This window comes from Microbacterium schleiferi, assembly GCF_020781975.1.
Classification (GTDB): Bacteria; Actinomycetota; Actinomycetes; order Actinomycetales; family Microbacteriaceae; genus Microbacterium.
On record NZ_JAJGNI010000003.1, the window covers coordinates 214,384 to 225,781 of the forward strand.

Consider the following 11,398-nt stretch of genomic DNA (forward strand, 5'->3'; position numbering starts at 1 on the left):
CATCAGTATGTCGGTCCCGGGATGGAATGAGCGACCAACACGGGACGAGCAAAGGAGCGATCGGGTAACGTGGGATGATTCCGCGCGGCGTGTGATTCGCGACGGGTAGAGCTGAATAGGGAGGTCACGATGGACATCGATCTGACACTGCTCAGAACGGTCGAGCGCGAGAAGGACATTCCGTTCGACGAACTCGTTCGCATCATCGAGCAGGCGATTCTGACCGCCTATGCAAAACACACCTCGCCAACCGGCGAGGCACCCGAGGGCGCGCGCGCTCAGCTGGACCGTAAGACGGGCCACGTCGCGATCTTTGTGCCGCTGCTGGATGACGAGGGTGTGGTCATCGGCGAAGAGGAGACCACGCCCGAGAACTTCGGTCGCATCGCGGCCTTCGCCGCCAAGCAGGTCATCAGCCAGCGCCTGCGAGACATCGCCGACGACGCCGTCCTCGGCGAGTTCCGGGGCAAAGAGGGCGACATCGTCGCCGGTGTCGTCCAGCAGGGACCGAACCCGCGCATGGTGCACGTCGACCTCGGCACGGTCGAGGCGATCCTGCCCCCCGAGGAGCAGGTGCCCGGAGAGGACTACGCCCACGGTTCGCGGCTGCGGGTTTATGTGACATCCGTCTCGAAGGGAACGAAGGGTCCGTCGATCACCGTTTCCCGGACGCACCCGGGCCTCGTTCGCAAGCTCTTCGCTCTCGAAGTTCCCGAGATTCCCGCGGGGCTCGTGGAGATCGTGTCCCTCGCGCGTGAGGCGGGGCACCGCAGCAAGATCGCGGTGAAGGCCAACGATCCGTCGATCAACGCCAAGGGAGCCTGCATCGGGGAGCTGGGGCGGCGTGTGCGCGCGGTCACCGAGGAACTTGGCGGCGAGAAGATCGACATCGTCGACTACAGCCCTGACCTCGCGACGTTTGTCGGAAACGCGCTCTCTCCGGCGAAGGTGACCTCCAGTTTCGTGCTGGATGCCAAGACCAAGGCCGTACGGGCACTGGTGCCGGACTATCAGCTTTCTCTTGCCATCGGCAAGGAGGGACAGAACGCGCGGCTTGCCGCAAAACTCACGGGCGCGAAGATCGACATCCAGCCCGACAGCATTCTCGACGAGTCCTGATCAGCACGCTTCGCGTGGGCTGGCCCGGGAGGGCAGGTGTAGGATGGAACCTGTACGAACGTGCGTCGGATGTCGCACGCGTTCTTCCCGATCGGCGCTTCTTCGCGTCGTGGCCATCGAATCCTCACTCGTCTGGGACGAGCGGGCTTCGATGCCGGGGCGGGGTGCGTGGGTTCATCCGACGCGAGAGTGCGTCGACGCGGCACTGAAGCGTCGGGCCTTCGTACGCGCGCTTCGCGCCCCAGGTTCTCTGGATTCGCAAGCGCTCACGAAACGGCTGAACGAGAAACGGCTGAATGGCAATGGACACAAAGTGAACGGCTCGAAATGAGACCCGTCCGCAACTAGTGGTCCGCCCCTGTCTGGGTGGACCCCAGACAGGAGAACTGTGGCAAAACCACGCGTGCACGAGATCGCATCCGAACTCGGCATTGACAGCAAAGTGGCTCTCGCGAAGCTGAAGGAGCTCGGCGAATTCGTCAAGAGCCCCTCTTCGACGATCGAGCCTCCCGTCGCGCGGAAGCTGCGCGCGGCGTTCGAGGGACAGGGCGCTGACGCAGCCAAGGGCAGCGGCACGACCGCACCCTCGAGCGCGTCAGGCGCGCGCCCCGCCCCACGTCCCGGCGCGACGTCAGGTCGCTCGGGATCGCGCCCGGCTGCAACTCCCGGGGCTGCGACCCCGGGACCGCGTCCCGGCCCGCAGCCGGCGGAGAAGGCGGAAGCTCCCGCCCCGGCGGCATCCGCACCCGCTGCGCCTACGGGGTCCAGCGCGCCGGCGTCCGAAGGCAACTCCGCCGACACGGGATCCTCTGCTGCTCCGACGCCGCAGGCTCCGCGTCCCGGTGGCGCACCGCGTCCGGGCAACAACCCGTTCGCGTCGCAGCAGGGTATGGGCCAGCGCCCGGCCGGCCCGCGTCCGGGCAACAACCCGTTCGCGTCGCAGCAGGGTATGGGCCAGCGCCCGACTCCTGCCAACATCCCGCGGCCTCAGGCTCCGCGTCCCGGTTCGCCCGGACGCCCCGGTGGCCCCGGCCGGCCGGGCGGCGCAGGCCGTCCCGGCGGTGGCGGTCGCCCCGGTGCACCGTTCCAGCAGCGTCCCGGCGGCGCCGGTCGTCCCGGTGGCGGCGGTGGGTTCGCTCGTCCCGGCGCGCCTGGTGGCGGTGGCGGTTTCCCCGCCCGTCCCGGTGGCGGCGGCCGTGGCCGCGGTCCTGGCGGTGGCACCGCCGGTGCCTTCGGTAAGGGCGGTGGCAAGTCCAAGCAGCGCAAGTCGCGTCGGGCGAAGCGTCAAGAATTCGAGATGAGGGATGCCCCGCAGGTCGGCGGCGTCAACGTCCAGAAGGGCAACGGCGAGATCATCCGCCTGCGCCGCGGCGCGTCGATCTCGGACTTCGCCGACAAGCTCGAAGCGATCCGCGGCTACACGGTGCAGCCCGGCACCCTCGTGACGATCCTGTTCAACCTCGGTGAGATGGCAACTGCCACCGAGTCGCTGGATGAGGCGACCTTCGAGGTCCTCGGTGAAGAGCTCGGCTACAAGATCCAGATGGTCTCGCCCGAGGACGAGGACAAGGAGCTGCTCGAAGGCTTCGGTCTGAATCTCGAGCAGGAGCTCGCTGAGGAGGACGACGAAGACCTCGAGATCCGTCCTCCCGTCGTGACCGTGATGGGTCACGTCGATCACGGTAAGACCCGCCTGCTCGACGCCATCCGTCGGACCAACGTCGTGGCGGGTGAAGCCGGTGGCATCACGCAGCACATCGGTGCGTACCAGGTGTGGACCGAGCACGAGGACATCGAGCGTGCCATCACCTTCATCGACACCCCGGGTCACGAGGCCTTCACGGCCATGCGTGCCCGAGGTGCGCAGGTGACCGACCTTGCGATCCTCGTGGTCGCTGCCGACGACGGCATCATGCCGCAGACGGTGGAGGCGCTCAACCACGCGCAGGCGGCGAACGTGCCGATCGTCGTGGCGGTCAACAAGGTCGACAAGCCCGACGCCAACCCGCAGAAGGTCCGCCAGCAGCTGACCGAGTACGGTCTGGTGGCCGAAGAGTATGGCGGCGACGTCATGTTCGTCGACGTGTCAGCGCGCCAGGGAACCGGCATCCAGGATCTGCTGGACGCCGTCCTGCTGACCGCGGATGCCGGCCTGGACCTGCGTGCGAACCCGAACAAGGACGCCCGCGGTGTGGCGATCGAAGCCAAGCTCGACAAGGGCCGTGGTTCGGTGGCGACAGTGCTCATCCAGTCCGGAACGCTGCGCGTCGGTGACGCGATCGTCGCGGGTACCGCGTACGGCCGTGTCCGCGCGATGGTCGACGAGAACGGCGATCCGGTCGAGGAGGCGGCTCCCTCGCGTCCGGTCCAGGTGCAGGGTCTGAACTCCGTGCCCCGCGCCGGTGACGTGTTCATCGTGACCGACGAGGACCGTATGGCCCGGCAGATCGCCGAGAAGCGTGAGGCCGCCGAGCGCAACGCCCAGCTGGCCAAGGCGCGCAAGCGCATCTCGCTCGAGGACTTCACCCGTGCCCTCGAGGAGGGCAAGGTCGAATCGCTCAACCTCATCATCAAGGGCGACGTCTCCGGTGCCGTCGAGGCGCTGGAGGAGTCGCTGCTGAAGATCGAGGTCGACGACTCGGTGCAGTTGCGCATCATCCACCGCGGTGTCGGTGCGATCACCGAGTCCGACGTGAACCTGGCGACGATCGACAACGCGATCATCCTCGGATTCAACGTGCGACCGGACTCGAAGGCTCGCGAGCGCGCTGCCCGCGAAGGTGTCGACATCCGGTTCTACTCGGTCATCTACAACGCGATCGACGACGTCGAACAGTCCCTCAAGGGTCTGCTCAAGCCGGAGTTCGAAGAGGTGCAGTCGGGCGTGGCCGAGATCCGCGAGGTGTTCCGCTCCTCGAAGTTCGGCAACATCGCCGGATGTATCGTCCGCAGCGGCACGATCACCCGCAACGCCAAGGCGCGCGTCATCCGCGAGGGTGTCGTCATCGCCGACGGCCTCGCTATCGAGTCGCTCCGCCGGTTCAAGGATGACGTCACCGAGGTTCGCACCGACTACGAGTGCGGTATCGGGCTCGGCAAGTTCAACGACATCCAGGTCGGCGACGAGATCGAGACGACGGAGCTCGTGGAGAAGCCGCGCGGCTGAGGACCACGACACGCTGTGACTCGGGATGTCCCGCCCATTGAGGTCGGGACATCCTGAGTCTCGGCGGTTGGAAGCGCAAGGAGAGATGAGATGACTGGGGAACGTCAGGCACGCATGGCCGACCGGATCAAGGTGCTCGTTGCCGAGCGTCTCGAGAAGGGTCTGCGCGATCCTCGCATGGGGTTCGTGACGATCACTGATGTTCGCGTCACGGGCGACCTGCAGCACGCGTCAGTGTTCTACACGGTTCTTGGAAGCGACGAGGAGAGGGCATCGACAGCTGATGCCCTGCGCGCGGCAACCGGCATGCTCCGCAGCGAGGTCGGGCGAAAGCTCGGCGTGCGGTTGACCCCGACTCTCGAATTCATCCACGATGGACTGGCCGAAGACGCCGGGCACATCGAGGAGCTGCTTCGTGAGGCGCGTGAACGGGACGATGCCGTTGCCGGTCTTGCAGCATCGGCGACGTATGCCGGCGATGCCGACCCGTACGTGGCGCCCCGCATCCTTGCCGACGACGAGGACTGAGTTCCCTCAGTCGAGCACCGTTCTGCTCCGCACGGAGCCGGACACACCTGAGTACAGCGAACGTCCCCAGTGGCGGGCGCGCTCGAGTTCACCGGTTACGAGTGGGCCCTGGACATCGGTGACATAGAAGCTGCGTGATGCCACGGGAATGAAGCCGCGCGTTCGGCCTTCCTTTGCCGCAGCCCGACTGGCCGATCCCGGCACCCACCGCTGTTTGGTGTGGGTGTCGAACGTGGCGAGGGGAACGGGCACGGCGAGGCTGACGGCCGCGAGCCAGTCGCGGAGCCCTCCGGCACTGCCTCTGACGGCCCCCCGTGCGACGGCGTCGTGGCGTGTGGTCTCGCGCGACATCGAGAACGCGTGGGTCGGGCCGCCGGCAACGACCAGAGTGGCATCAGCCGGGACGGTCAGCAGCGCGCTGTCGACATCCGTGATCGACACATCCGACCACTCAGCCAGCCCCTCGGCGGTCGCTCGGGCGATGTCTCGGGTGTTGCCGAACATCGACTCGTAGATCACGAGAGTCTTCACGAGTGTTGAGGTTAGGGTGTCGCGCGTGCCTCGCCTAGGGACTTTCGCCCCCGCGGCAGGCAGGCAATGTCGTCTTCGAGCTCGATGAGGCCATCGGCGATGAGTGAATCGATCGCGCGGTCACGTTGTGTCCGATCCGGCCAATCCGGCGCGAGGGTTTCGGCTGCGACGGGGGAGGGTGCGGCCTCGCGGAGAGCCCGCAGTACGAGGCCGCGAACCTGGCGGTCACTTCCCTCATACGCTGCCTGTCGCGGGCGTCGGTCTCCGGTGTCGGGGTAGCCGGCAGCTCGCCACGCGCATCTCTCTGCGACCGGGCACGCATCGCAACGCGGCGCTCGGGCCGTGCACATCGTCGCGCCGAGCTCCATCGTCGCGGCATTGAAGAGCGCGGCATCCTTCCGCTCGAGGGGGAGGAGGGCTGCCATGGCATCGAGGTCACGCCGGGACGGAGGACCGGGCTGAGATCGTCCGTCGATCACGCGCGCGAGCACTCGGCGCGTGTTCGTATCGACGACCGGATGCCGCTCACCGTAGGCGAAGACCGCCACCGCACGGGCCGTGTAGTCGCCGATGCCGGTCAGTGCCAGGAGGGCTTCCACGTCGCGGGGAACCACACCGCCGTGTCGTGTGGTGATCTCTTCAGCTGCACGGTGCAACCACAGCGCGCGCCGGGGGTATCCGAGATTGGCCCACTGGGTGACGGCCTCGGCGGGAGACGCCTCCGCGAGATCGGCGGGCGTCGGCCAGCGCTGCAGCCACGCTTCCAGGTGCGGAATCACACGAGCGACCGGTGTCTGCTGCAGCATGAACTCGCTGACCAGGATCGCCCACGCACCCGTGCGCGGTTCCCGCCAGGGTAGGTCTCTCGCGTTGCGCCGGAACCACTCATTGAGATCGGAAGCGAGCGGATGCACGGCCCTCAGCCTATGCGTCCCGCGCTGAGGTCGGATTGCGGTGGCTCGGGCGGGCCGCAGGGGAGTCGGCCCTCGCCGAATAGGCTGGAGGCATGCGTCTGCCCGCCACACCGACAGTGACGCTGATGCGTGAACTTGTCAGTGCGCTGCCCCGGCGGCGGCTGGCGGGCCGTTCGATCGTCGCTGTAGACGGGGCTGACGGGGCCGGGAAGACCGTGTTCGCGGACACCCTGGCCGCTGTCATGAACGACCTCGGCGTGGTGGCGATCCGCGCATCCATCGACGGATTCCACCGGCCTCGCGCAGAGCGCTACGCGCGCGGTAGGCGCTCGCCCGAGGGGTTCTACCTCGACTCCTACGACTACGCGACGTTCCGCCGCGTTCTGATCGACCCGTTTCGCGAGGGCGGGCTGACCGGAGCGACCACGGGCTTTCAGGTGGCGGCGTTCGATCTCGAGCGCGACATCCCCGTTGAAGCAGAGTGGACGACGGCGCCGCAGGATGCCGTGCTCGTCGTCGACGGCATCTTTCTGCACCGGCCCGAGCTCATCGACGTCTGGGACTGGTCGTTTTGGCTTGATGCTCCGGCTACCGTGCGCTTCGCTCGTATGGCGGAGCGCGACGGCACCGACCCCGACCCGGATGCGGCGTCGAACGAGCGCTATCGCGTGGGCCAGGAGATGTACATCGCACGCGTGGATCCCGCAGCTCTCGCCGCGGTTCGCATCGACAATTCCGATCCGACGAACCCGAAGGTCATCAGATGAGCGATCCGAGCGGCATCCTGCTCGTCGACAAGCCGGGTGGCATGACCAGCCATGACGTGGTTGCCCGCGCGCGGCGCGCGCTCGGCACGCGAAAAATCGGCCATGCCGGAACCCTCGATCCGATGGCCACGGGACTGCTCGTGCTGGGTGTCGGGGCATCGACACGCCTGTTGACCTTCATGGTGGGACTTGACAAGACCTATGAGGCGACGATCCGCCTCGGCGTCTCGACCGGCACCGATGATGCGGAGGGCGAGGTCATCGCGGCGGTGGCGGCCGATGCGGTGACCGACGCCGACATCCGCACCGGCATCGACGCGCTCACCGGGACGATCGACCAGATTCCCAGTTCCGTTTCCGCGATCAAGGTCGACGGGCGACGCGCGTACGACCGCGTACGAGCGGGTGAGCAGGTAGAGCTTGCGGCTCGCACTGTGACGGTGTCGCGATTCGAGGTTCGCCACACGCGCCGGGCTGCGACGGATGCCGATGGTGCCGCGCTGCCGGTGATCGATCTCGGTGTCTCGGTCGATTGCTCGAGCGGAACCTACATCCGCGCACTCGCCCGAGACCTCGGCGCTGCCCTGGGCGTGGGGGGACACCTGACCGCGCTGCGACGCACCCGCATCGGCCCGTTCCTGGTTGCCGATGGGACGAGGATCGACGACATCTCAGCCGTTCGACTGCTCCCACCGGCGGCGGTCGCCGGGACGGTTCTCGGAGCGGTCCCCGTGTCAGCGGAGGAGGCGCGCGACCTCCGTCAGGGCAAACGGATCCTCGGGGCGGCGGAGCGGCTGTCGTCGGGAACTGCGGCAATCGACCCTGACGGGCGGCTCGTCGGCATCCTGGAACGGCGCGGCAATGATCTGAAGAGTGCGATGAATATGGCGGAGGGGTCATGATCCTGTGGTTCACCTACGTGCAGGTGGGAGTGGCAGTCCTGGGAGGTCTGCTGTGCGTCATCCTGGGTCTTGCCGGGCGTCGCCCGAGTGACTACACCGTTGGGGCCCTCGCGCTGTTGGAGCTTCTGCTGGTGGCGCAGGTCGTCATCGCCATCGTGGCTCCCTTCGTCGGTAACCTTCCGACCGGGAGCGTCCTCGAGTTCTGGGTCTACCTCGTCTCGGCGGCGCTTCTTCCGCCAGCAGCGGTGATCTGGGCCCTGCTGGAGCGCAGCAGGTGGAGCACCGTCATCATGGGGATCGCGGCTCTTTCCGTTGCGGTGATGGTGTGGCGGATGCAGGTCATCTGGACGATCCAGATCGGATGAGGCACGTCCGCGAGGTCGCGGCTCGCCCCGAGACCGGCCGCGCGGGACGTAGGATGAATGCCGCTATGACTACGCCTTCCCGACCCCGCATGACCGGAATCGGACGGGTACTCGTGATCGTCTACGCGATCATGGCTCTCGCGGCCACCGGTCGCTCGTTCGTCCAGATTGTGCGCGAATTCGATGAGGCACCTGTCGCATACACGCTGTCCGCGCTCGCCGCGGTCGTCTATATCCTCGCTACCCTCGCGCTGATCTTCGCAGGACGCCGCGGCTGGTACATGGTCGCCTGGATCGCCATCTCTTTCGAACTGGCGGGCGTCCTCATCGTCGGGACGCTCAGCTACCTCGTCCCCGATATCTTCGGGCATCCGTCGGTGTGGTCGTACTTCGGTGGTCTTGGACCGGACGGCTATATCGGATACCTCTTCGTCCCCCTCGTCCTGCCGTTCCTGGGGCTGTGGTGGCTGTGGTCGCACCGTCCTGCCCGCGTCGCCTCTCTCGACGACGTCGCCGCGGTGTCATGATCGTTTTTCGGGACCCCGCCGAGGTGCCGCCGGGCTTCGGTCCGAGCGTTGTGGTCATCGGTAAATTCGATGGTGTGCACTCCGGCCACCGCGCGGTGATCGACCGAGCGCGGGTGAAGGCAGTGTCGCTCGGCGCGACAGTGGTCGCCGTCACCTTCGACCGCAATCCGCTAGCGCTGCTGGCCCCCGACAAGTGCCCCGAGAACCTCATTGGGGTGAACCAGAAAGTACGTCTGCTTGCCGATACCGGCGTGGACGCCGTGCTGGTGTTGCGCTTCGACGAAGATCTCGCGTCTCTGGCAGCTGACGAGTTCGCCAGTCTCGTTCTGGTGGACGCATTGGCCGCCGAGGCCGTGTTGGTCGGCGCCGACTTCCGCTTCGGTCGGGGTGGCGTCGGTACTGCGCAAACCCTCACCGCTTTCGGTCTCAGCCACGGCTTCGAGGTTGACGTCGTCCATGACGTGCGAGCTGCCGACCGAGGCAGGCGCGTCTCGTCGACATGGATTCGGGAGCTCCTGAGCTCCGGGGACGTCGTGGGCGCGCGCAAGTTGCTCGGCCGCGACCATTCGGTCGTCGGCGAGGTCGTTCACGGACTCAAGCGTGGAAGAGAGATCGGGTACCCGACCGCGAACCTCAGCGACGACCTCGAAGGGTTCGTTCCGGCCGACGGTGTGTATGCCGGCTGGCTCATCGATCAAGCGGATGCCAGTGGCCTGCGCCCCGGCATCCGATACCCGGCGGCGATCAGCATCGGCACGAACCCGACGTTCGATGACGTCGCATCGCGGCAGGTCGAGGCGTACGTGCTCGACGAGACCGATCTTGACCTTTACGGCCGTCAGATCGAGCTGCGGTTCGTCGAGCGCATTCGCGGCATGGGCGCATTCGAGGGCATCGAGGCCCTCGTCGCCCAGATTGCGAACGATGTCGAGCGCACCCGCGAGATTCTCGCGCGTGATCAGTCAACGGACTGACCACCGCCGCTTACCGCTCAGTAGGAGGACTCGTCCACCGCGCCGCTGGCCGTTCCGCCGGCAGCGATTCTTCGAAGCTCGCCGAGGATCGTCGCGCTGCCGCTTGTTCCCAGTCGGGTTGCGCCGGCGTCAAGCATCGCGATTGCGTCCTGGAGACTGCGTACCCCACCTGACGCCTTCACCTGCGTGTCCGGCCCGACGGTTCGCCGCATGAGGCTGACAGTTTCGACCGTCGCGCCCCCGCCGGCAAAGCCCGTCGAGGTCTTCACGAAGTCGGCCCCGGCTTCTTCGGCGAGCCGGGAGCCGCGTTCGATCTGCTCATCGTCGAGGAGGGAGACCTCGAGGATGACCTTGGTGACGGCACCGCCCGCGGCCTCGACGACGGCGCGGATGTCGTCACGGACCACATCATCGAACCCCGAACGCAGCGCGCCGATGTTGACCACCATGTCGAACTCGCTAGCTCCGTCCGCGGCGGCCTGTCTGGTCTCCGCCACCTTCGCCGCTGTCGAAGTGGTTCCGTGCGGGAAGCCGATGACGGTGCCGACAGCGACGCCGGACCCCTCGAGGAACTGCACAGCATGGGCGATGTCGGAGGGGCGGACGCACACGCTGAAGACCTTCCAATCCCGGGCGATCGTGAGCTGCTCGTCGACGTCGTCGCGGGTGAACTCCGGCTTGAGGATCGCGTGGTCGATCGTGGCTGCCAGCTGCGCCTCGGTGATCTGTTCGGTGGTCTCGCTCATGCCTTCAGCCTACGCACCGGTCGGCGCGGGGGACACCGGATCAGGCAAGCGCGAGGTATCGTCGCTCGTGCTGTCGAGCCCAAGGAGAACAGGATGCGTTCGAGATCCCTCGCCGCCGTGGTGCTGATCGCGGGCGCCCTCGTGCTCGCTGGCTGTGACGCACTGCCTTCCGAGACTCCTGCGCCCACGGCATCCGAGTCCTCGGCTGCCCCCGCTCCGAGCGAAACGTCGTCGGCCACGCCCTCGCCGACCGCGGAGGCGGGATTCACGCTGCCGGGAGCGTGCGACGCGCTGTACTCGCCCACAATGCTCCAGGAATTGAACAGCACCAACCCGCCGCTGAACGACCCCGGCATCACGATCTACGCGACGGAGAACGTTGCTGCCCTGGAGATCCTGAACTCCGGGATCCCGACGTTGCGTTGCTCCTGGGGTGCCGCCGGGGCGCCGGGGCTCGTAACAAACGTCTCGGTCGTTTCAGCCGACCAATCCACGGCGCTCATGGATGCTTTCGCCGGCTCCGGCATGGCGTGTGAGGAACTCGGCGCCGGCACGGTGTGCCGCATCGAGCAGCAGACCATCGATCGCAATGACAACATCGTGACGATCGGTGAGACGCACTACCTGCAGGGCGATGGCTGGGTTGCAACCCACTGGGTGGACTTTTCGCCCGACGGCTACACGGAGGACATCGTCGCCACGCTGTGGCCCTGACGAGTCCTGCGATGGCGCGCGGGCCACTCGCGCTAGACTAGGGGAGACGCCGCGTCACACTGCACGGTTCGCAGAAGCGAGTGCCCGTGTTGTCGTGAGCCGCAGGTGTCGATGTTCGAGTGAGATCGCGTCTTTGCAGGCGCTC

13 protein-coding genes are annotated in these 11,398 nt (G+C 66.9%); 10 read left to right on the plus strand and 3 right to left on the minus strand.

What is annotated here, in order from left to right; all coding sequences use genetic code 11:
• Positions 1–129 precede the first annotated feature (129 nt).
• The 4 genes from nusA to rbfA all read left to right on the plus strand — a co-directional run bounded on the left by nusA (position 130) and on the right by rbfA (position 4,813).
• On the plus strand, positions 130–1,119 hold the full coding sequence (nusA, locus tag LL236_RS04990; protein WP_228177694.1) for a transcription termination factor NusA: 990 nt from the start codon (positions 130–132) through the stop codon (positions 1,117–1,119).
• A 43-nt stretch (positions 1,120–1,162) separates the two neighbouring features.
• Entirely contained in the window at positions 1,163–1,450 is a 288-nt protein-coding gene (locus LL236_RS04995) for a YlxR family protein (RefSeq protein WP_228177695.1), read from the plus strand.
• A 57-nt stretch (positions 1,451–1,507) separates the two neighbouring features.
• Entirely contained in the window at positions 1,508–4,285 is a 2,778-nt protein-coding gene (gene infB, locus LL236_RS05000; RefSeq protein ID WP_228177696.1) for a translation initiation factor IF-2, read from the plus strand.
• Positions 4,286–4,375: 90 nt separating this feature from the next.
• Positions 4,376–4,813: a 30S ribosome-binding factor RbfA gene (rbfA, locus tag LL236_RS05005; RefSeq protein ID WP_228177697.1), complete on the plus strand. Its 438-nt coding sequence runs from the start codon at positions 4,376–4,378 to the stop codon at positions 4,811–4,813.
• Positions 4,814–4,819: 6 nt separating this feature from the next.
• Here the strand turns inward: rbfA and LL236_RS05010 are convergent, their stop codons facing one another.
• Positions 4,820–5,344 (minus strand): flavodoxin family protein, encoded by a 525-nt coding sequence (locus tag LL236_RS05010; RefSeq protein WP_228177698.1) that lies wholly within the window; start codon positions 5,342–5,344, stop codon positions 4,820–4,822.
• A gap of 11 nt (positions 5,345–5,355) precedes the next feature.
• The gene (locus LL236_RS05015; protein ID WP_228177699.1) at positions 5,356–6,258 is read right to left on the minus strand and encodes an A/G-specific adenine glycosylase; all 903 of its coding nucleotides are present in this window, start codon (positions 6,256–6,258) and stop codon (positions 5,356–5,358) included.
• A 92-nt stretch (positions 6,259–6,350) separates the two neighbouring features.
• Between LL236_RS05015 and LL236_RS05020 the strand changes: the two genes are divergently transcribed.
• The 5 genes from LL236_RS05020 (at position 6,351) to LL236_RS05040 (ending at position 9,793) form a co-directional block, all read left to right on the plus strand.
• Positions 6,351–7,025: a uridine kinase gene (locus LL236_RS05020; protein ID WP_228177700.1), complete on the plus strand. Its 675-nt coding sequence runs from the start codon at positions 6,351–6,353 to the stop codon at positions 7,023–7,025.
• Positions 7,022–7,927, plus strand: a complete 906-nt coding sequence (gene truB, locus LL236_RS05025) for a tRNA pseudouridine(55) synthase TruB (protein ID WP_228177701.1) — start codon at positions 7,022–7,024, stop codon at positions 7,925–7,927. The genes LL236_RS05020 and truB overlap by 4 nt, the downstream gene beginning before the upstream one ends.
• Positions 7,924–8,292, plus strand: a complete 369-nt coding sequence (locus LL236_RS05030; protein ID WP_228177702.1) for a hypothetical protein — start codon at positions 7,924–7,926, stop codon at positions 8,290–8,292. The genes truB and LL236_RS05030 overlap by 4 nt, the downstream gene beginning before the upstream one ends.
• A gap of 89 nt (positions 8,293–8,381) precedes the next feature.
• Positions 8,382–8,819, plus strand: a complete 438-nt coding sequence (locus tag LL236_RS05035) for a hypothetical protein (RefSeq protein WP_228177703.1) — start codon at positions 8,382–8,384, stop codon at positions 8,817–8,819.
• The gene (locus tag LL236_RS05040; RefSeq protein ID WP_228177704.1) at positions 8,816–9,793 is read left to right on the plus strand and encodes a bifunctional riboflavin kinase/FAD synthetase; all 978 of its coding nucleotides are present in this window, start codon (positions 8,816–8,818) and stop codon (positions 9,791–9,793) included. Before LL236_RS05035 ends, LL236_RS05040 begins: the two co-directional genes overlap by 4 nt.
• A 17-nt stretch (positions 9,794–9,810) precedes the next feature.
• Here LL236_RS05040 and deoC read toward each other — a convergent pair whose 3' ends face one another.
• Complete coding sequence (deoC, locus tag LL236_RS05045; protein ID WP_228177705.1) at positions 9,811–10,539, minus strand: deoxyribose-phosphate aldolase; 729 nt, start codon at positions 10,537–10,539, stop codon at positions 9,811–9,813.
• 93 nt (positions 10,540–10,632) lie between these two features.
• Between deoC and LL236_RS05050 the strand changes: the two genes are divergently transcribed.
• Positions 10,633–11,253, plus strand: a complete 621-nt coding sequence (locus LL236_RS05050; protein WP_228177706.1) for a hypothetical protein — start codon at positions 10,633–10,635, stop codon at positions 11,251–11,253.
• Positions 11,254–11,398 lie beyond the last annotated feature (145 nt).